Source organism: Streptosporangium sp. G11 (assembly GCF_051192615.1).
Lineage (GTDB): Bacteria > Actinomycetota > Actinomycetes > Streptosporangiales > Streptosporangiaceae > Streptosporangium.
On the sequence record NZ_JBPJUQ010000110.1, the window covers coordinates 1 to 18,535 of the forward strand.

Annotated in this window: 20 protein-coding genes, 1 tRNA gene and 2 pseudogenes; 7 read left to right on the plus strand and 16 right to left on the minus strand. The window is 68.5% G+C overall.

Annotated elements, in window-relative coordinates; translation table 11 throughout:
* The 5 genes and pseudogenes from ACSDR0_RS44975 to ACSDR0_RS44995 form a co-directional block, all read right to left on the minus strand.
* Positions 1-467, minus strand: a pseudogene (locus ACSDR0_RS44975) (iron-containing redox enzyme family protein); the annotation flags it as partial.
* Between the two features lie 308 nt (positions 468-775).
* Entirely contained in the window at positions 776-1,315 is a 540-nt protein-coding gene (locus ACSDR0_RS44980) for a cysteine hydrolase family protein (RefSeq protein WP_435295105.1), read from the minus strand.
* A 306-nt stretch (positions 1,316-1,621) separates the two neighbouring features.
* Positions 1,622-2,296, minus strand: a complete 675-nt coding sequence (locus ACSDR0_RS44985; protein ID WP_435295106.1) for a DUF6766 family protein — start codon at positions 2,294-2,296, stop codon at positions 1,622-1,624.
* A 98-nt stretch (positions 2,297-2,394) separates the two neighbouring features.
* Positions 2,395-2,778 (minus strand): hypothetical protein, encoded by a 384-nt coding sequence (locus ACSDR0_RS44990; RefSeq protein ID WP_435295107.1) that lies wholly within the window; start codon positions 2,776-2,778, stop codon positions 2,395-2,397.
* Between the two features lie 260 nt (positions 2,779-3,038).
* Positions 3,039-4,505: a GMC oxidoreductase gene (locus tag ACSDR0_RS44995; RefSeq protein ID WP_435295108.1), complete on the minus strand. Its 1,467-nt coding sequence runs from the start codon at positions 4,503-4,505 to the stop codon at positions 3,039-3,041.
* Positions 4,506-5,020: 515 nt separating this feature from the next.
* Here ACSDR0_RS44995 and ACSDR0_RS45000 point away from each other — a divergent pair.
* Together ACSDR0_RS45000 and ACSDR0_RS45005 are read left to right on the plus strand one after the other, a co-directional pair.
* A complete protein-coding gene (locus tag ACSDR0_RS45000; RefSeq protein ID WP_435295109.1) occupies positions 5,021-6,361 on the plus strand; it encodes a sigma factor-like helix-turn-helix DNA-binding protein in 1,341 nt (446 codons plus the stop codon).
* A complete protein-coding gene (locus ACSDR0_RS45005) occupies positions 6,358-7,215 on the plus strand; it encodes an NAD(P)H-binding protein (protein ID WP_435295110.1) in 858 nt (285 codons plus the stop codon). Before ACSDR0_RS45000 ends, ACSDR0_RS45005 begins: the two co-directional genes overlap by 4 nt.
* Positions 7,216-7,527: 312 nt before the next feature.
* Here ACSDR0_RS45005 and ACSDR0_RS45010 read toward each other — a convergent pair whose 3' ends face one another.
* Positions 7,528-8,115: a calcium-binding protein gene (locus ACSDR0_RS45010; protein WP_435295111.1), complete on the minus strand. Its 588-nt coding sequence runs from the start codon at positions 8,113-8,115 to the stop codon at positions 7,528-7,530.
* Positions 8,116-8,383: 268 nt separating this feature from the next.
* Complete coding sequence (locus tag ACSDR0_RS45015) at positions 8,384-8,713, minus strand: putative quinol monooxygenase (RefSeq protein WP_435295112.1); 330 nt, start codon at positions 8,711-8,713, stop codon at positions 8,384-8,386.
* 158 nt (positions 8,714-8,871) lie between these two features.
* Here ACSDR0_RS45015 and ACSDR0_RS45020 point away from each other — a divergent pair, with 158 nt between their 5' ends.
* Positions 8,872-9,588: a YqjF family protein gene (locus ACSDR0_RS45020; RefSeq protein WP_435295113.1), complete on the plus strand. Its 717-nt coding sequence runs from the start codon at positions 8,872-8,874 to the stop codon at positions 9,586-9,588.
* Positions 9,589-9,624: 36 nt separating this feature from the next.
* Here ACSDR0_RS45020 and ACSDR0_RS45025 read toward each other — a convergent pair whose 3' ends face one another.
* The 6 genes from ACSDR0_RS45025 to ACSDR0_RS45050 form a co-directional block, all read right to left on the minus strand.
* Positions 9,625-10,845: a cytochrome P450 gene (locus ACSDR0_RS45025; RefSeq protein WP_435295114.1), complete on the minus strand. Its 1,221-nt coding sequence runs from the start codon at positions 10,843-10,845 to the stop codon at positions 9,625-9,627.
* Positions 10,846-10,904: 59 nt separating this feature from the next.
* Complete coding sequence (locus tag ACSDR0_RS45030; RefSeq protein ID WP_435295115.1) at positions 10,905-12,296, minus strand: NAD(P)/FAD-dependent oxidoreductase; 1,392 nt, start codon at positions 12,294-12,296, stop codon at positions 10,905-10,907.
* A complete protein-coding gene (locus ACSDR0_RS45035) occupies positions 12,293-12,595 on the minus strand; it encodes a ferredoxin (RefSeq protein WP_435295116.1) in 303 nt (100 codons plus the stop codon). The genes ACSDR0_RS45030 and ACSDR0_RS45035 overlap by 4 nt, the downstream gene beginning before the upstream one ends.
* 421 nt (positions 12,596-13,016) lie before the next feature.
* A complete protein-coding gene (locus ACSDR0_RS45040; RefSeq protein WP_435295117.1) occupies positions 13,017-13,544 on the minus strand; it encodes an ATP-binding protein in 528 nt (175 codons plus the stop codon).
* A gap of 181 nt (positions 13,545-13,725) precedes the next feature.
* Positions 13,726-14,097, minus strand: coding sequence for an STAS domain-containing protein (locus ACSDR0_RS45045; protein WP_435295118.1), 372 nt, complete (start codon positions 14,095-14,097; stop codon positions 13,726-13,728).
* Positions 14,098-14,310: 213 nt separating this feature from the next.
* Positions 14,311-14,655, minus strand: a complete 345-nt coding sequence (locus ACSDR0_RS45050) for an STAS domain-containing protein (RefSeq protein ID WP_435295119.1) — start codon at positions 14,653-14,655, stop codon at positions 14,311-14,313.
* A 342-nt stretch (positions 14,656-14,997) separates the two neighbouring features.
* Between ACSDR0_RS45050 and ACSDR0_RS45055 the strand changes: the two genes are divergently transcribed.
* The 4 genes from ACSDR0_RS45055 to ACSDR0_RS45070 all read left to right on the plus strand — a co-directional run bounded on the left by ACSDR0_RS45055 (position 14,998) and on the right by ACSDR0_RS45070 (position 16,754).
* Complete coding sequence (locus ACSDR0_RS45055; protein ID WP_435295120.1) at positions 14,998-15,282, plus strand: GNAT family N-acetyltransferase; 285 nt, start codon at positions 14,998-15,000, stop codon at positions 15,280-15,282.
* A gap of 399 nt (positions 15,283-15,681) precedes the next feature.
* On the plus strand, positions 15,682-15,801 hold the full coding sequence (locus ACSDR0_RS45060; protein WP_211264163.1) for a DLW-39 family protein: 120 nt from the start codon (positions 15,682-15,684) through the stop codon (positions 15,799-15,801).
* A 29-nt stretch (positions 15,802-15,830) separates the two neighbouring features.
* The gene (locus ACSDR0_RS45065) at positions 15,831-16,568 is read left to right on the plus strand and encodes an HAD family hydrolase (protein WP_435295121.1); all 738 of its coding nucleotides are present in this window, start codon (positions 15,831-15,833) and stop codon (positions 16,566-16,568) included.
* A gap of 113 nt (positions 16,569-16,681) precedes the next feature.
* Positions 16,682-16,754, plus strand: a tRNA-Ala gene (locus tag ACSDR0_RS45070).
* A gap of 59 nt (positions 16,755-16,813) precedes the next feature.
* Here the strand turns inward: ACSDR0_RS45070 and ACSDR0_RS45075 are convergent.
* The 3 genes and pseudogenes from ACSDR0_RS45075 to ACSDR0_RS45085 form a co-directional block, all read right to left on the minus strand.
* Positions 16,814-18,007 carry a site-specific integrase gene (locus tag ACSDR0_RS45075; RefSeq protein WP_435295122.1) on the minus strand — a complete coding sequence of 398 codons (1,194 nt, stop codon included), beginning with the start codon at positions 18,005-18,007 and terminating at the stop codon, positions 16,814-16,816.
* The gene (locus tag ACSDR0_RS45080; protein WP_435295123.1) at positions 18,004-18,210 is read right to left on the minus strand and encodes a helix-turn-helix domain-containing protein; all 207 of its coding nucleotides are present in this window, start codon (positions 18,208-18,210) and stop codon (positions 18,004-18,006) included. Before ACSDR0_RS45080 ends, ACSDR0_RS45075 begins: the two co-directional genes overlap by 4 nt.
* A pseudogene (locus tag ACSDR0_RS45085) lies at positions 18,207-18,452 on the minus strand (replication initiator); the annotation flags it as partial. The pseudogene ACSDR0_RS45085 and the gene ACSDR0_RS45080, both read right to left, overlap by 4 nt.
* Positions 18,453-18,535 lie beyond the last annotated feature (83 nt).

The window sequence follows — 18,535 nt, forward strand, 5'->3', positions numbered from 1 at the left end:
CCGCTCAGCCGGGGAATCGCCCAGGTGTGCGGGTCGGCCTCCTTGAGATGGTAGATCGACCGGTGCGCGACGAACTCCCGGAACTGCTCCAGGTCGGCCTGCCTGGCCAGGAAGGCCGACAGGCGGGGCCCGTCATCTGCGGCCATCAGTTTGGCCAGGGCGCGGCGCATGGGCACCTCCGGCGCGAGCGGCGGGCGCGGTACGGCTCGCGCGAGGCCGTCCTCGAATCGCCGCTCCAGCGCCTTCCTGGCCGTCAGCAGCGACGGCTCCCACTCCCACTCCTCGTCCACCTCCTCGAAGCCCCGGTAGTGCAGTTCGTAGCAGGCGAAGAGCGCCAGCTGGAGATCCTCGTCCTCAACGGCCGTCTCCCCGGCCGGAACCGGTGGCGGATCAAAGGAGTGGGGCGGACGCCTCAGCCGTTCGAAGAGCGCGGCGGTGAGGGAACCTCGCGGCGTGGGAAGCTGCATCACGATCTTCCGTATCGGCGAAAAGTCCAGGTGAAACGGTGAAAAGGACTCGCGGAGAAGTTCGGCGGCGTCGTTTCCCGGAAGAGTGTCCCCCCGTGAGATCACGCAACCGGTTCGGTCCTGGCTCGGTGGATGGGCGGGTCACGGTGACAGTGCAGCCATAGGTGGTGATGTGGTCATATACGGACTTATCGAACACCCGCACCATGCGCCTCTGATGCCCTCAGCTTCCGCGAGCTAACCTCTTCGCCGGGCAAGTGGTGAGTCGAATTACGGTCGACGCCGACGAACGGCCCGGGTGAAACCCGTTATCCCAGGCAGCGGTCGGCGGGCAGAAGGTCGGCGCGCATGTTGCGCTCCATCATCCGCAGTGAGGCCTCGGCGAGGTCGGGGTGGATGTGGGCCACGCAGTCGGAAGCGACCCGGACGGAGAAATCGCGCACGTAGGCGTCCAGCGCGCTGTAGAGCACGCACTGCTCGGTCACCTGACCGGCCAGCACGACGGTATCGATCTCCTCGCGGCGCAGCAGGTACTCCAGCGGCGTGCCGAAGAACGCGCTGTGGCGCACCTTGGGTATGAAGGCGCAGTCGGCCGGGGGAAGCACCGGCTCGACCAGGTCGGGGCGCCGGCCCTCCAGGGCGCGCCGCCGCAGGTCCTCGCGGGTGGCGGTGAAATCGCCGTGATTGTCGTTGACCACTACCAGCCGTGCGTTCCGGTGGCGGTGGGCGCGCCTCATCAACTCCGCCAGGGGCCCCATGATCTGCTCGACGCTCTTCTGCAGCTCGTCGGCGTCCTCGTGATCGTAAGGGTTCAGCATGTCCACCACGATCACCGCGACAGCACTCATGTTTCCCACCCCCCGTGATCCGGGCCGAGGATGATCACAGCCTTTCATCCGCGAGCGAGCCTTACCCGCTCTCCAGGGGGCAAACATCCAGGTGAGGGACACGCGGCCCGCTGAGTCGGCACGGATCTTCGGTGTCGCAGAAAGAGGTCCACCGGCCGCCTGACGGAACATCGGCGGCCACTTCCGGATCACCGGAGCGGCGCCGGCACGGCTCCTCAGGGGAGGTGCAGCTTGAGACCACGATCGCCCATGAGCAGGTCACGGTGGACCTGATCGCGTGATGGGAAGGGCACAGCGCGAAGGGGGTCAGCCCTCCACGCCGGTCGCCCCGTGCGGGGCGCCCACGGGTTTGGACTCGGGGGAGCCGCGCTGGCGCAGGTAGACCGAGAGCACGACCATCGACAGGACGGCCAGGAACTCCGACTGCCAGTTCTGCAGGGTCCGGTTCCAAAAATCGGCCGACAGGACGTACTCCCCCCAGCTGAGGGGGTTCTGGAGCTGGGCGAGCTGCCGGGCGTTGTAGGCGGCCGTGCCCGCCACCGACTGCGCCAGCCACGACAGCACGAAGATCAACCCCATGAGCAGGCCGAGGGAGCGGCCGTACAGGGCCTGGCGCAACCCGCCGGCCCCGGCCCAGGCCGGACTGTCCGGGGCCGCGTGCCGGCCGACCTTCTGCTCGGCGTCGCTTTCCTCTCCCTGCTCACCCGGCTTCTTCGACTCGGGCGAGCCGCGTTGCACCAACCAGACCGTGACCAAGATGAACAGCAGGAACTGCAAATACTCCGACTGCCAGTTCTCCGCCACGTCGACGGCGAAGTCAGAGGAGGTGACGTACGCCGACCACGACATCGCCGTCCCGCCCTCGGCGAGCCGGTCGGCGTTGGCGGCGGCGTTACCGGCGAAGGACTGGCCGACCAGGGCCAGGACGAACGCGGTCAGGAAGAACAGGCTGAGGGCGTTGTCTCTGACGAAGCGTCTCACCGTGATCCTCCTTCTAGCGTCGCAGCAGGCCGATGACGAAGAAGCAGACCAGCCCGATCGCGATGATCGTCACGGTGACGGTGAACATGAGGCGCATGTCAGGTGCTCACCTCGCAGTCGTAGGGCAGGTCGCCGCGAGGCGTGCAGCCCGCGCCGCGGACCCGCCAGCCCGCAGGGAAACGATGCAGGAAGACGGTGTCGCCACTCAGCCGCACCCGGGCCTCATTTCCCCAGACCTCGGTGTCCAGCACCTGCCCGCCGGGCAGGTCAAGCGCGCCGATAGAGGTCTCGCATCTCTGATCGCCGGTCCGCAGGCTCCCGGCCGCCTCCGGAGCCAGCAGCGCACAGGCCCGCTCCACCTGACGGTCCCGCACGGCGGCGTAGAAGTCCTGTGCCGCTCGCTGGGCGTCGGGCACGGCCGCGGACGCACACCCCGCCACACATGCCAGCAGTGTCACTCCGGCCGCCGTGGCCGTTGACAAGCCGTGAAACCTCATACTTCGCTTCTGCCCCAGGAGATCGTGGATATCACGCCGGGGTCCAGCAGAACGCGTCCGCCGGCGGGCCGGGGCTCGCTTGCCCGAGGGCTCGTGCCGGGCGGTGCCGAGGTGACGATCCCGCCGCTCGAAACGCTGTGAGCACGGCGCGAGTGGCCGTCTCCGTCACGTCGTGGGCTTGACCATCTCCGAAGCTCGCCGCCAAGCCCCGACACGACACGGCCGACCGTCGCGTCGGATCGTCGTCACAGGTCGGTGGCTATGATCTTCTCGATGTTTCGTTCGGCGAGTGCCGTGATGGTGACGAACGGGTTGACGCTGGTGTTGCCGGGGATCAGTGAGCCGTCGATGACGTACAGGCCGGGGTAGGCGGTGAGGCGGCCGTAGTTGTCGGTGGCCTTGTTCAGGACCGCGCCGCCGAGCGGGTGGTATGTGAGGTGGTCGCCCCAGATCTTGTACACGCCGAAGAGGTCGGTCCGGTAGATCGTCCCCTCCTTCGCGTTGATCTTGTCGAAGATCGTCTTGGCCATGTCGATGGACGGTTGCTTCCAGGAGGTCTGCCAGTTCAGGTCGACCTTGCCCGTCGTGGCGTTCCAGGAGAACTGGGCGCGGTTGGGGTTCTTGGTGATCGACAGATAGAACGAGGCGAAGGTCTCGATCCCGGTGGGCAGCGGTGCGACCTCGGCGAACGCGCCGCCGGTGGCCCAGTTGTCGATGCCGGAGCAGGGGATGGTCGACTGGAGGCTGCCGGTGGGGTCCCACAGGTGGTTGGCGCGGCCGCACATGACGTTGCCGTTGTCGCCCCAGTTCTTGCCGATCTCGTTGTTCAGGTTGGGCAGCGCGCCGGTGGCCTTCAGCTTGACCAGCAGTTTGCTGGTGCCGACGCTGCCTGCGGCGAAGAACACCTTGTCCGCCGTCACGGTCTTGGTGGCCGTGGTGTCACCGCTGGTGTTGAGCTGCTCCATGATGACCGTGTAGCCGCCACCGGCCGCCGGGGCGACCGAGGTGACCCGGTGCAGCGGTGAGACGGTGACGTTGCCGGTGGCCTTGGCCAGGGCGATGTAGGTCTTCTGCAGTGACTTCTTGCCGTGGTTGTTGCCGTAGAGGATCTCGCCGGCCAGCGCCGACTTGGTGGCGGTTCCGGCCGCCTCCTGCTTCATGTAGTTCCAGTCGTACACGTTGGACACGAAGACGAACGGGAACCCGGAACGCTGGGCGTGCTTTCGGCCGACCCGGCTGTACTGGTAGCAAGCGGTGGTGTCGAACCAGGCCGGGTCGATGGTGGTGACCCCGAGCCCGGCGTTGGCGCGCGGGTAGTAGGTGGCGTACATCTCGTCGGCGTTCACCGACGAGAGGACGGCGCCGAAGTTCTCGCGCTTGGGGGTGACGGCCATGCCGCCGTTGACCAGTGATCCGCCGCCGACGCCGCGGCCCTGGTAGACCGTGATGCCGCCGAACTCCTCGGCGTCCAGGATCCCGGTGTAGCGGGTGATGTCCCTGTCGATCGGGAGGCCGAGGAAGTAGTTGAGGGGGGCCTTGGTCCTGGTGCGCAGCCAGTAGGACCTGTGGTCCGGCGCGGTCGTGGTGCAGAAGATCTTGCCGTCGGAGCCCGGGGTGTCCCAGGCCATGCCCATCTCGATCATGTGCACGTTGACGCCCGCCTGGGCGAGACGCAGGGCGGCCACGGAGCCGCCGTATCCGGTGCCGATCACCAGGGCCGGGACATGGGCCCCGTTGGCGATCGGAGCCGCCGCGGTGACGGCCTGCGCCTGGGCCTCGCCGGTGCGACCCGTAAGGGCCGCGATGCCTAAGATAGAACCAGTTCCAGTGATGAAACCACGGCGTGACACGCCTTTGGAGCCAGGTCCAACTGAGCTTTTTTCACTCATGTGATTTTCCTCACTCTCGGCGGATGGAACCAGTTCTATATGTTTCTCGTGTGTTAATCCACCACGTATCCGAGAGTGATTTGTGTCCTGCGGGCTACCTGAAACTCCAGGTCACGGTGGCTCGGCCGCTGGGTGTGCCCGGGGCCGCCGGGTGCGATCGCCGGAGGACCGGAGGAGCTGGAGGAGCCGGTGGCGTTGGTGGCGTCGGTGGCGCGTCGACGGTAAGGAGCCCGAGGCTGATCGCGTGACGGCAGCGGATGTGGGGGCCGATGTCACACTCCGGGGGCGGTGTCGCTCTCAGGGGGTGACCGTAGCCGTCGCGGCAGGAGAGATCCACGATGTCCAACACCCCACCCGACACCCCATCGAGAGCAACGGCCGGGTTCCCGGCCGGTACGGCGGGGGAAACGGCGACGCGGGTCTTCACCGACCATCGCGAGCTGCTGTTCTCCATCGTCTACAGCATGCTGGGCAGCGTCGCCGACACCGAGGACGTGCTGCAGGAGACCTGGCTGGCGTGGGCCCCCCGGAACCACCGGCCGACCGCGGATTCGGTCGCCGACCCGGTCGGTGATCCGGTAACCGATTCGGTAACCGATCCGGTCGCCAACTCGACCACCGATCCGGTAACCGACTCGACCACAGATCCGGTCGCCAACTCGACCACCGATCCGGTAACCGACCCGACCACAGAGCCGGTCGCCAACTCGACCACCGATTCAATAACCGACCCGACCACAGACCCGACCACAGACCCGGTTGCCGACCAGGTCCCCGACCCGGTCGCTGGTTTTGTCGTTGACCAGGTCTCCGACTCGCGCGCCCACCCGATTGCCGGCCCGATCGCAAACCCGCGCGCCTACCTGGTGCGGATCGCGGTGAACGCCGCCCTCGCGCGGCAGGCCGCCATCCGTCGCCGCCGCGAAACCTACGTCGGACCGTGGCTGCCCGAGCCTCTGGTCACCGCCGCCTCCACGGGCCACGACGCGGGCCACGGCACCGATAACGACATCGGCCACGGCATCGGCACCGGTAACGGCATCGGCCATGGAAACGGCCATGACGCCGCCGAGCCGATCCTGCGCGCCGAGTCCGTGTCGATGGCGCTTCTGGTGGTGCTGGAGACGCTCACCCCGCTGGAGCGCGCGGTGTTCGTCCTGTACGAGGTATTCGGCTATGCCCACACCGAGATCGCCGACATCCTCGGCCGCTCTCCGTCGGCGGTGCGCCAGCTCGCCCACCGCGCCCGCGAGCACGTCCAGGCACGTCGCCCCCGCTACCGGACCGATCCCCGGGTCCGGCGACAGGCGACCGAGCGCTTTCTCGCCGCCGCGCTCGGCGGCGACCTGGACGCGCTCATGGAGATCCTGGCGCCGGACGTGACCATGTGGACCGATGGCGGCGGCAAGGTCCGGGCATCGGTCCTGCGACCGGTGCGCGGCCGTGACAAGGTCGCCCGCCTGATCGTCGGCGTCACCTCCCACACGCCCAAGAACATCGACATCCGCTACCGGACGGTCAACGGGGACCCGTCCGCGCTGCTGTTCGCCGACGACGCCCCCTTCGCCGTCATGGTCGTCGACCTCACCGCGGAGGGGGATCAGGTGGCGGGAATCTACGCCGTCACCAACCCGGAAAAGCTTTCCTCCATCCCGCGCGAACCGGAAGGTACGAAATGATCCTGGTAACCGGAGCGACCGGCGGCGTCGGCCGTCTCCTCGTGGACCTGCTCGTGAGTGAGGGCGCCGAGGTGCGCGCCGTCACCCGCGCCCCCGGGCGCGCGACCCTGCCCGCCGCGGTCGAGGTCGTCCGGGGCGACCCGTCCCGTCCCGGCACGATCGCCCCCCACCTGCACGGCGTCACCGCCGTCTTCCTGCACCCCCGCACCGTCGGAGAGGCCGCCGACGAGTTGCTCGCCCTCGCCGGGGAACGGGGGACGAGGCGGGTGGTGGCGCTCTCGGCGATGAACGTCGACGACCCCTTTGACGACCAGCCCTCTCGCTATCGGGGGGACAGGAACAAGGAGGCCGAAGACGCCGCCGTCGCGAGTGGTCTGAAGTGGACCAGCCTGCGAGCCGGCTCCTTCTCCAGCAATGCCCTCCAGGCGTGGGGCGCCCAGATCCGTGCCGGTGACGTCGTCCGTTACGTGTACGCGGGGTTCCGGGAGGCGCCGATCGACGAACGGGACCTGGCCGCCGTCGGTGCCCACGCGCTGCTCACCGATGAGCTGGTGGACCGGAGGGTGGAGCTGACCGGCCCTCGGTCCCTGTCCCACGCGGAGATGGTGGCCGTCATCGGCGATGTGATCGGCAGGCCGTTGCGTTACGAGGAGATCCCGCTGGAGGCGGCCAAGCGGGGCATGGTGCAGGGCGGTCTTCCCGGGCCGTTCGTCGAGGCTGTGATGGCCAGGTACGCCAAGCACGCTTCGCGGGCACAGTATCCCCCCACGGGCGAGGTGGAGAAGATCCTCGGCCGCCCCGCGCGCACCTTCGCCGAGTGGGCCGCCGACCACGCCGACGCCTTCCGGAACTGACCGGGCCGTCGCCTTCGGCAAACCGGACCGCCTCTTCGAGAACCGTGCCGTCGCCTTCGGTAAACCGGACCGTCTCTTCGAGAACCGTGCCATTGCCTTCGGCCGCCATGCCGTCGCCTTCGGCAAGCCGGACCGTCTCTTCGAGAGCCATGCCGTCATCTTGGGCAAGCCGGACCCGTCTCTTCGGGAGCCGGCCGGATTCCCCGGGACGGCCTGTCGCCATGACTCCCCTGATCAGGTGGACGTCATGGCGACAGGCCGCCGTCGACGGGCGTACGGATGCGGAGGCCGTCCGCCCGGGTGCTCGAAACGTCAGTTTTCGCAGGACTCCCGGACTTCGGCGGTGCAGACGTCCCTGCCCGCGCCGCCGACGACGGAATCGGGGCCCGCGTTGCCTTCGAGGACGTCGTCGCCGTCGTTCCCGTGCATGATGTCGCCACCGGTCTGGCCGGAGACGGTGTCGCGGGCCGAGCCCCCGGAGAAACTGTCCTTGCCGGCCCCGAGGAAGGCCCGCATGGACAGGGCGGTGTTGTTGCGCAGGGTGTCGGCGCCGGCCTGGAGGCTGGCCTGGATGCCGGTGATCCCGGTGGAGGGGCAGCGGACGGTGTTGTCGTCGACCTTCTGGCAGGCACCTCCGGTGGAGAGCGTGTCGCCGGAGTTCCTGATGACGAGCGAACCGTCGACGTCGACGTCGATGCTGATGTTGTCGGCCAGGTTTCCCGCGTCGACGGACAGCAGGTTTCCGGTCACGATCACGTTGGTACCGGCCAGAGCGGGTCCGGCGAAGGCCAGCGGTGGGGTGGCCACCAAGATCCCCACCGCCAGCGCCCGCAGCCCGGCCCTGCGGATGACGCCCGGACGCGACGGCTCGCGCTTCGTGACGTTCCTCCGTGTACGCATGAATCCCCCGTGTGTTCGGCTGCCGGCCACTTCTGGCGGTGACCGGTCGGCGGGCTCCTGTGCCCGGGATGATTACACCCCGTGACTACCCATGACCTCGCGGCACTGCGCCCACGGTGAGGAAACTGTTTTACGGAGAGTTCTGAAAGCTAGACCGTCCGGCCCCCGGGTGCGCGTGCGCGGGCGCGTCGCCGAGGCGCCTCCGATGAACGCGCTGCCGGGGATGAAACGGTTGCCGACCGGCTCGGCCGGCCTGTCGGACGGATCCTCAGCCCTCGGTCGGCGTCAGTTCCGCCATCCGCGACCAGCCCTCGCCGGGCACCTCGACGTTGATGATCTCCGGTGTCTTCGCGATCACCGCGGGCATCCAGGCCATGGCGGTCTTGAAGTGGTCCGAGCCCACGTGCGCCTCACCGGCGGCGGACGAGGCGAAGGCCTCCAGCAGGACGAACTGGCCGGGCGTGTCGACGCTCCTGGACCATTCGAAGAAGACGTTACCCGGTTCGCTGCGGGTGGCCTGGGTGAAGTCGTCGACGAGCGAGAGCCACTCCTCGGCTCGCTCGGGACGAATGGTGAACTTGATGGCGATGAAGATCATGAGTTGGCCTCTCCAGCTCGGTTCTGGTCGGTTCCGGCCCGTGGAAAACCGGATGCCCATCTCGTGGGCGTGGCGCGGGACGACACCCGGTGCCATGGCCAAGATAAGTGGCGGATGCCGTCACCCGGGCACCGCCGCCACCCGAGAGGGAGCAGATCATGCAGGCTCCGCCGTCCCCCCACCTGACTCACCCGGTCATGTACCACCGCTGGTCCGAGATGACCTTCATGCACTGGCGGTATCCACCCGCCGCGATCCAGAGGCTGCTGCCCCCCGGGCTCACGGTCGACACCTTCGACGGCGCGGCCTGGGTCGGCCTCACCACCTTCCTGATGGAGGACGTACGGGCGCCGGGCGTGCCCGCGTTGCCCTGGCTGTCGCGGTTTCCCGAGACGAACGTGCGCACCTACGTACGGGACGAGCAGGGGCGTGACGGTGTCTGGTTCCTGTCGCTGGACGCCGGGCGCCTGCTCGCGGTGCTCGGCGCGCGGGCCACGTACCGGTTGCCCTACTTCTGGTCCCGCATGGCCGTCCGCGCCGTCGGCGAGCGGCGCGGCTACCGCTGCCGGCGGCGCCGGCCAGGGCCCGTGGGCGCGCGGTGCGACGCGGTCGTGGAGCTCGGCCCGCCGTTCACGGAGCCGGAACGCGACGAGCTGGCGCACTTCCTGACCGCCCGCTACCGGCTGTTCACCACGGTCGCGGGCAGGACGGCCACTGCGCAGATCGAGCACCCCGACTGGCCGCTGCGCCACGCCAGGCTGATCCACCTGGACCAGGACCTGGTCCAGGCGGGAGGGCTCGACGCGCCGGATCACGCTCCCGTGCTGCACGCCTCACCCGGGGTGCCGGTACGGATCGGGATGTGGACCCGGTGACGCGCGAGCCTCCCCGCCCGGCCCGGGTCCGTATCGTCACCCCTGCCTGACGAGAAGGTGGCGCGGCCCGCGCAGGACCGCGCTCTGCCGGTACGGAGGCGGGTCGGCGACGAGCCGGGGACTTTCCAGGTTGCGTACGAGCTCGTTCAGCGCGATCTGCGCCTCCAGCCGGGCCAGGGGGGCACCGAAGCACAGGTGGATGCCGGCACCGAAACCGAGATGCTGGTTGTCCCGCCGGTCGGGATCGAACCGGTCGGGGTCGCGGAAGGCGGAGGGGTCGCGGTTGCCGGAGGCGAGCACGAGCGTGATCCGCGAGCCCTTCGGGATGACGGTGTCCGCGACGGTGAGGTCGCTGTACGCGGCCCGCCAGGGGATGAGATGCACCGGAGGCTCGTAGCGCAGCAGTTCCTCGACCGTCCGGATGATCATTCCGGGGTCGCGGCGCAGGCGTTCCAGCACGCCGGGGTGGCGCAGCAGCGTCAGCACGCCGTTGGTGATCAGGTTGACGGTCGTCTCGTGGCCCGCGATGAGCAGCAGGTGGGCGGTGCTGACGATCTCCTCGTCCGTCATGCGCCCGTCGGGGCCGTCGTCGTTGGCCAGCCGGGAGAGCATGTCGTCACCCGCGGGCCGGCCGCGACGGCTCTCCAGGAGTTCGGCGAGGTAGACCCTGAGGTTCTCGCGGGCCCGTACGCCCTCCCGCATGCGCTCCTCGGAGTCCGTCGCGGGGTCGACGTCGAGCATGGCGACGATCGCCTCGACCCACTTGTGGAACCGTGGCTCGTCCTCGCGGGGCACGCCGAGCAGGTGGCAGATCACGGTGACGGGGAAGGGGTAGGCGAAGTCGTCGACGATGTCGATCTCGTCCTTGCTCACCAGGTCGTCGATCAGGCGCGTGACGACGGCGTTCAGGTCGGGTCGCATGTCGTCCACCAGCGTGGGCGAGTGCGGGGGGCCGAAGTGCCGCATCGCCATGCGGCGCAGCCGGTCGTGCTGCGGCGGGTCGAGGCCGATGAACGCCGGTGAGTCCCCGCGCATGGCGAGGGTGGGCCCCGGGTGGTCGAGGTTGTGCGCGTCGGAACTGAGGCGCGGGTCGTGCAGCAGCGCGGTGATCTCCCGGTAGGTGCTGACGATGTAGCCGCCGTCCTCCTGCCGGGCCACCGGGGTCCTGCGCAGTTCGGCGTAGAGCGGGTACGGATCGGCCCGGCTGGAGTGGTCGAGGATCCGCTGGAAGATGCTGGACGCCTGGGTAACTGTCATAGCCGCTTCTCCTGGAATATGCCGGTTCCGGCCGCTCGGAGGTCAACCGGCCAACCGGGTCAACCGCCCGGACGGGCGAACGCCACGCGCCGCTCGCTCGGCTCGTGGCCGGTGACCACCACCGTGGCTCCGTGGGTGATGATCACCGGGTCGGGGAAGTGGGCGGGGACGGGCCTCATGCCGGCGGGCCGGTCGGGTGTGGGGCAGGAGGGCGGGAAGGGCGCCGCCGTCTCGATCAGGTGCCGGTAGTGGTCGAGCCACTTGGCGTTGTCGAAGCTGACCGCCGCGGTGACCCGGCCGCGGTAGCCGTACGCGGCGACGAAACGCCGCTCCTCCACCGACCCCTGTGTCACGACGACCTCGTCCGACAGGACCGGAACACCGACGGACTTGATGTTGACGCCGAACTGCGTCGACCAGAACGCCGGCATGGACAGATGTGGCCAGCGGTCGGTCGCGGAACTGACCATGTTGTGTGCCGCGACCTGGGCCTGCTCCACCGCGTTGGCCCAGTGTTCCAGCGACAGGAACCGATACTCGTAGACCGGGTGCGGGCAGCGTGCCACGTCACCGGCCACGAAGACGTCGTCGGTGACCAGGCCGTTGACGTCGAACGCCCGGCAGCCCGAGTCGCAGGCCACGCCCCAGACACCGGCAGCCAGCCCCGAGTCCCGCAGCCACTCGGTGTTGCGCAGGCCGCCGAGCGCGACCACCACCACGTCGGCGTCGACCGTGCCGCCGTCGGAGAAGTGGGCGCGGCTCACCCGTCCCCGCTCGTCCCCCTCCAGCCGCGTGACCTTGACACCGCAGCGCAGGTCGACGCCGTGGGCGCGCTGGAGGTTCGCGGCGATCGAGCCGATCATGCTGCCGAGCGCCCCCACCAGCGGGGCCTCGGCCACCTCGGCGACGGTCACCGGTATGTCGCGCTCGCGGCACACGGAGGCGATCTCGGAACCGGCGAAACCGGCCCCGATGACGAGCACTCGGCCGGGCCCGGCGGCCAGCCGCTCCGCCAGGCGGCCGGAGTCGTCGCACGTGCGTACCACGAACACGCCGTCCAGAGCGGCCTCGGACGCGTCGGCCCAGGGTCTGGCGCGCACACCGGTGGCGATCAGCAACCTGTCGAAGGGGATCTCCCGCCCGTCCGCGAGCTCCACCCGCTTGCCCGCGAGGTCCAGCGCGGAGGCGGGTACGCCGAGCAGCCACTCCGCGCCGATCTCGCGACGCCGGGGCAGCGCGGTGCCGTCCGCGGGCACCCAGCCGGTCAGGACCTGTTTGGACAGCGGGGGCCGGTCGTAGGGTTCGCGCGCCTCGTCCCCGACGAGGGTCAGCGATCCGGTGAAGCCCTCGTCGCGGAGCGCCTCCGCGGCCCGCAGTCCCGCGAGGGAGGCACCGACGACGACGATGCGGCCGTCGCGCCTGAACCTGTCCCCGTTCCGGTCGCTGATCACGCCGCCCCCCGCCGGGGCGCCGCCGGTGTCACGCCGGTTTCCGTGGCCGTGGCCGTGGGCGCAGCCGTTGCTGTTCGGGTGGCCGTCGTGGGTGGGATCGCGGTCGCGTCCAGCCGGTCGACGAGGATCGCCTGGACCGGGCAGGCGGCCGCCGCACGCAGGACCTGGTCCCGCTGGGCCTCATCCGGACTGGAGTGGAACATGAGCGCCTCCTCGCCCCGCATCCGGAACGTGTCCGGGGCCAGGAAGGCGCACTGCGCATATCCCTGGCATCGCGCCAGGTCGACGACAACCCTCATGCGAACCATCCCTTCCAAACCTGCGTGCGGCCGAGTGAGACGGAGAGAAGCGGGGCGGCGGGGCCGATGTGGGAGGTGGACGCCCCGGGCACTCGTACCCGGCGGGCGTCTTCGGAGGCGCGCCGTGAGCGCGCCGAGGGCTCGATGCCGGTCTCCGGGGCGAGGACGATGCCCCTGAGTGACCGTGGCCGCGGAAGACCCGGCAAATCCCGAAAAAATCGCAAGAAGTCGTCCCACGACATCACCCATTAAGGCGCTGACCTGCCTGAATAAGCGTATCGCGGACATTTGGCCGATAAGTCGACCTTCCGCCAGATGACGGTCAAGGATTGCGTACGGAGAAGATTGCGTACGGAGAAGGGGGGAGCGGTGACGCGGCTTCCCGGAGCTTCCCGGGATTTCCAGGGATATCCCGGGTTTCTTAGAACGAGACCTGGAGTTCGTCCTGGCCGGGATCGTCTCCCGCGGGGGCGGGGGCACCTCGCACGGGGCCGGGAGTGCCGCCGGAGGCGGGAATGTCCCGCGCGGAGCCGGTCGAACCGCTGGACCCGCCCTGGGCCGGAGGAAGGCCGAGCCGCATGCGCAGGCGGACCCGCGACCCCTCCTCCGTCTGCTCGATGGCGAACTCGTCGCACAACTGGTTCATCAGCCACAGGCCGAACCCCCGCACGGTTCCCGTGGGACGTTCGCGGGGGACGTGCCAGGGGGTCAGGAGGCCCAGGGTGTCGGTGACATCGATGGTCAGGTAGGTCTCGTTCTGCCAGATGGCCAGAGTGCCCTTGCCCCCGCCGTGCTCCAGGATGTTGATGACCGCCTCGTTGGTGACGAGGAGAAGGTCGTCCAGCCGCTCGCCCCGCATGCCGGCTCGAACGGCATGATATTGGAGACGCTCCCGCAGAGCGCTGAGGTCCTCGTCGATCGGCCAGTGCTGGCCGTGGTCGCCGGTCACGACACCCCCTTGAGGTCGCCTTGTCTGGCAGTCACCGGGGGGCGAGCCGACTTGCTCCAGAATCAGGGCGTTGCTGACGAGTTACACGATGCTAGACACCTGCCCGCTCATTGCCAACTTACGACCGCACAAGCCAACAGATGTTCGCTCTGCCGCATCGCGAAGAGGGGGCAGGGATTCGCTACGACGGCCGGCTCGGCCGCAGCGCCTTGAGGGCGTCGGCCACGGTGGGCTGGATGCCGAAGGCCTGGGCGAGGCCGGTCAGGTGGAAGAGCCTCTCCAGGCGGGGGTGCAGGTTGGCCAGGACGATGCTGCCGCCGCGGTCCTGGACGGTCTGGCGGGTGTTCAGGAAACTCTGGATCCCCGTGGAGTCGCAGAAGGTCAGATCGGTCAGGTCGATGACGAGATCGCCCCGGCCCTCGCCGATGGCCTCCTGCAGATCGTGGTGGAACCGCTCGGCGTTGCTGTAGTCCAGTTCACCGGCCAGGGCCAGGAGGAGCGTCTCCTTCACAGCGGGGTCGGACACGTCGGTAACGCGGACGGCAGCGCTCACGGATATACCTCTGCAAACAGTGGGTGGGAGGAAGACTCGGCCGGGGAACAGTCGCCGGGCATGAGGACCGGGCCGGAACCGGGGAGTGGTGACCCGATCGCGATCATCCCGGGGCCGGGGGCCGGGGAGGGGGTCGATCCGGTCACTCTCAGCGTACGATCCTCCGAATTCCTCTAGAGAGCTCTTACGGTACAACTGAGGAGCAACCAGGAGTTATCCCACTGCGGTTACGGTGCCCGGACCTGCGGTGAGCACCTCCGTCCAGCCGCACAGCTCGATGATCCGCCGTGTGTGCGGCCGAAGGCCGTGGACGATCAGTTTCCGGTCGCCCGCCATCCCGAACGCCGTCTCCGCCAGCACTCTCAGACCGCCGACGTCGACGAAGCCGACGCCCCGGAGGTCGGCGTACAGATCGCCGCCGGTCCGCTCCACCGCCATGGCGAGCGCGCGGACCAGGACGCGCCGCGTGCCGAGGTCGATGTCTCCCTCGCAGTACACGCCGGCGGGCCGGCCGGTGAAGAGAATACGCAGCGGGCCGTGGTCGACATCACCTGTCATAGCGATCACCTTCTGAGGGCGCATGAAGGTCAGTCAACATCTGTCGTACCGGCACAGATGGGTCGGCTGATCGCCATGGGACGCCGGCCGTGCCGGGCGCCCGCTCTCATCATCCTTCAACAGGGCCGCTTCCGGTACGGTCCGCCGCCCGCGAGTTTCGCGCCACGAAAATCAGCGAGCCGCCGTGTCCGTGCGGTCACTCTCCGTGCTCACCCCCGCCCGGCTGGGATGCCCGGTACGGATACGGGTAGCGGGGGGCAGGGAATGAACGCCGCGCGGGATCGGCTGACCAGGAAACCGCCGTACGGTCGTCGTACGGCGGCCTGGCTAAGGAGGACCTCCATGCAGGCGGACGTCAAGCTCTCCCCCGGCGGTGATTCCTTCGTGGCGGAGGTGGACGGCACCGAGGCGGGACGGCTGGATCTCGTCAGGCGTGACGGGGTCATCGTCTACCCCCACACCAAGGTCCAGCCGGAGTACGAGGGCAAGGGGGTGGGGTCCGCGCTCGTCCGTACGGCACTGGACGCGGCCCGCGCGGAGAACGCGAAGGTCGTCCCCCTCTGCTGGTTCGTACGGGAGTGGATCGACCGTCACCCCGACTACGCCGATCTCGTCGAAGGCGCCTGACCTACCCGGCTCCAAAGTTCCATGCCGAGCGGGTTTGTGTCCTTCGCGCTCCGCGTAATCGGGCAGGAGCGAGAAGACGCGCTGGTCGTGCCCACGGCGGGCGGGACCATTTCCGGGCGACCGGTGACCGGAAATCCCAGAAGGGTAAAGCCGGGGCGTCGCGCGGGTTATCGTGAGAACCAGGACGGTTTCGCGACAAGACTCACGGCAGATCGTGATCGTCGGAACGTGCGCCGTACGGCATGATGCTGAAATCACCCGGTTGGTGTAGATCGGCCCTGGTGGCTTGTCGTGTGGACCGGATCATGGCCCGATCCCTTGCTAGGCTGCAGGGAACCGTTCGAACCGGGCGTTGTCTCACCCCGGCAGGTGAGACTTCTCAAGAAGTGGGGTCACACCGTGAAGAAGTTGCTCGTTCTGGCGCTCGTCGCCCTCGGGGGGCTGCTGGTCTGGCGCAAGGTGCAGGCCGACCGCGCCGAGCTTGACCTGTGGACCGAAGCCACCGGCAGCGAGAACTGACAAACGCGGCTACCGATTCGGGTGCTTTCATGGTCCTTGCCCAAGATGGAATAACACCCATCAGGCTTGTCTGCCTGGATCTGGCAGGCACCACGATCGGTGATGTCGCCATGGTCGAGCGGGCGTTCGCCGAGGCGATCGCCACGCAGGGCATCGTGCCCGGGACCGGTGCGTACGCTCGCGCCATGGTGCACGTGCACCGGTCCCGGGGATGTTCCAAGATCGATGTCTTCCGGGGCATCTTCCCGGACAACGAGGCCCAGGCCCAGGCGGCCAACCTGACCTTCGAGCGCTCCTACGAGGGCGCCATCGCGCGCGCGGGCTTGATCCCGTTGCCGGGAATCGTCGAGGCACTCGACAAGCTCCACGGCGCCGACATCAAGATCTGCCTCATCACCGGTTTCAGCCGCGCCACCCTCGGCCGCGTGCTGAGCGCCCTGAGCTGGTCCGACAAGGTCGACCTCGCCCTGTGCCCCGAAGACGCCGGGCGCGGTCGCCCCATGCCCAACATGGTCCTCACCGCGGTCATGCGCCTCGGCATCGAAGACGTCCGCCAGGTCGCGGTCGCCGGTGACTCCGAGAGCGACATGCTCTGCGGCCGCCGCGCGGGCGCCTCGGTGGTCGCCGGCATCCTGACCGGCGTCCACAGCAAGGAGCGCCTGATCAAGGGCGGAGCCACCCACCTCCTCGACTCCGTCGCCGACCTCCCCGAACTCCTCCTCGGCATCGCGCCGGTCGCACCCCCCGTCGCCGCCGCCGCACACTGAAGCCCGCCCCGCCACGCGGATCCAAGTGGCGTAGGAGCCGGTCCTGTTGCTACCGTGTACGACTGAAGCAGGTCGTGTGCAAGGGCATCTCCCAGGCCACCGACTTGAATCTCGGGGCCTTAGCTCAGTTGGCAGAGCGCCTGCTTTGCAAGCAGGATGTCAGGAGTTCGAATCTCCTAGGCTCCACCTGCGAGAATGCTCAGTCTGTGATCATGAAAACCGGGCTTGAGTGACTAACTGGGTGACTAAGCTCCCCGGGCGCCTCCGAAGAGATCGTCCATCGCCGTCGCGCCCTCCTGCATGACAGGCCGGATCTGGAGCCGATAGACCGTCTCGGTGACCACGGTGTTGGCGTGGCCGACCAGGCGAGAGATGTGCTCGATGGGGACGCCGGAGTCCGAGAGCAGCGAGACGAAGCTGTGCCGCATCTCCCTGGGCGTCCACTCCGTGTCGACCAGCCCCGCCTCCTTGAGGATCTTCCGGAAGTCTCGCCGGACGTTGCCCGCGCTCAGTGCCGTCCCGTTCTTCGTACAGAACACCAGCCTGCCCGTTCCGCCATGATCGGCGACCTCACGGGTGAGCCCTTCGTGTTCCCAGAGATCATGCAGCGCTTCGACACACCGCTGTGGCAGCTTGAGGGTCCGGCGGGACTTGACGGTCTTGGTGTCGCCGCTCTGCCGCACCGACCGCCACACGTAGACGGCGTACTCGGTGTGCTCCCACCCCGCCTCGGTGACGGGAACCCACGCCCTGCGCTCGTCGACGAACGCCACCACGTGAGTCCAGGACAGTTCGCGTAGCTCCTCGGTACGAGCCCCCGTGAGCAGCGAGAGGACGACGTACCCGCGCATGCGCGCGTTGGCCTGTTCCGCAGCCGCCATCACGGCCGTTGCCTGGGCCAGCGTGAGCGCCTTGGACTTACGCCCCTGACGTCCCTCGGGGACCTCGCACAGATCCACGACGTTGCGCTTCACCTTGTCGCGGACCATGGAGTTCTTCACCGACCGGTTGAGGATGCCGTGGATCATCTTGAGCGTCCGCGTGCTGAGTTCCGGAGCCTTGCCCGCCAGCCACCGGTCAACGTCCTCCACCGAGAGATCACGAAGCTTGCGGGCACCGAGGGCGGGGATGACGTGGTTCTCAGCGAACTCGGTGTACAGGCCGACCGTCTTGCTCCCCCGCCCTTTCAGCCCGTGCTCAAGCCAGTACTTCACCGCATCAGCCACGGTGTAGCCGCCCGACGCGATGGCCAGCCCGTCTTCGTAGTCGCGGATGATCTCTTTCAGCTTGGCCTTGGCTTCGGTCTTGGTCTTGCCGCTGGCCTTCTTGACGATGCGCTTTCCGGCCGGGGTGTAGCCGACGGTCACCGAGGCGATCCAGCGTTCGCGGGTCTCGTCCCAGTGCAGGCCGCCGTCTCCCCGGCTGCGTCGTGTGGTCATGATGCCCTCGCTTCCTGTTCGAGTAGTGCGACGTAGTCGGTGATGGCCGAGGCGGGGATGAGCCGGGTGCGGCCTTGGTGGACCGAGCGCAGGCGCCCGGAGCGGATCTGTTCGTAGATCACGCTGCGGCTCATGCTGAGCAGGTACATGGCTTCGCTGACGCGATACAGCCGCCGGTCGGCGGACGGTCGGGGTGCGGTCAACCGTCCTCCCGTTTCGCCGCGATGGCGCGGGCCTGGGAGACGCGGTGCCGGATGTGTTCGGCCATGATCGCCTCACCAGGGGTGTAGCCCATCCCGGCGAAGCGCCAGTGCCCGAGCACGAGCGTCGTCTCATCACCAAGGGCGGGTAGACCGCGCTGCTTACGTGCTTCGGTGGCCCGGTGGGTGGAGCGCACCTGCCGCAGGTCGCCCAGCGTGGTGGAGTAGGCGCGGCTCTTGGTGGAGAAATGGGATCTGGCAAGATTTTCGTGATGGGTGACTGTGGGTGTTCATGATCATGCGAGCAGGACTCGTTTTCGCAGGAGTG

What these genes read in the sequence shown, in the direction of transcription:
- ACSDR0_RS44980 (WP_435295105.1), bottom strand. Translation starts at nt 1,315, where the DNA reads ATGAGTGCTGTCGCGGTGATCGTGGTGGACATGCTGAACCCTTACGAT.
- ACSDR0_RS45000 (WP_435295109.1), top strand. Translation starts at nt 5,021, where the DNA reads ATGTCCAACACCCCACCCGACACCCCATCGAGAGCAACGGCCGGGTTC.
- ACSDR0_RS45005 (WP_435295110.1), top strand. Translation starts at nt 6,358, where the DNA reads ATGATCCTGGTAACCGGAGCGACCGGCGGCGTCGGCCGTCTCCTCGTG.
- ACSDR0_RS45010 (WP_435295111.1), bottom strand. Translation starts at nt 8,115, where the DNA reads ATGCGTACACGGAGGAACGTCACGAAGCGCGAGCCGTCGCGTCCGGGC.
- ACSDR0_RS45015 (WP_435295112.1), bottom strand. Translation starts at nt 8,713, where the DNA reads ATGATCTTCATCGCCATCAAGTTCACCATTCGTCCCGAGCGAGCCGAG.
- ACSDR0_RS45020 (WP_435295113.1), top strand. Translation starts at nt 8,872, where the DNA reads ATGCAGGCTCCGCCGTCCCCCCACCTGACTCACCCGGTCATGTACCAC.
- ACSDR0_RS45025 (WP_435295114.1), bottom strand. Translation starts at nt 10,845, where the DNA reads ATGACAGTTACCCAGGCGTCCAGCATCTTCCAGCGGATCCTCGACCAC.
- ACSDR0_RS45035 (WP_435295116.1), bottom strand. Translation starts at nt 12,595, where the DNA reads ATGAGGGTTGTCGTCGACCTGGCGCGATGCCAGGGATATGCGCAGTGC.
- ACSDR0_RS45050 (WP_435295119.1), bottom strand. Translation starts at nt 14,655, where the DNA reads ATGACAGGTGATGTCGACCACGGCCCGCTGCGTATTCTCTTCACCGGC.
- ACSDR0_RS45055 (WP_435295120.1), top strand. Translation starts at nt 14,998, where the DNA reads ATGCAGGCGGACGTCAAGCTCTCCCCCGGCGGTGATTCCTTCGTGGCG.
- ACSDR0_RS45065 (WP_435295121.1), top strand. Translation starts at nt 15,831, where the DNA reads ATGGTCCTTGCCCAAGATGGAATAACACCCATCAGGCTTGTCTGCCTG.
- ACSDR0_RS45075 (WP_435295122.1), bottom strand. Translation starts at nt 18,007, where the DNA reads ATGACCACACGACGCAGCCGGGGAGACGGCGGCCTGCACTGGGACGAG.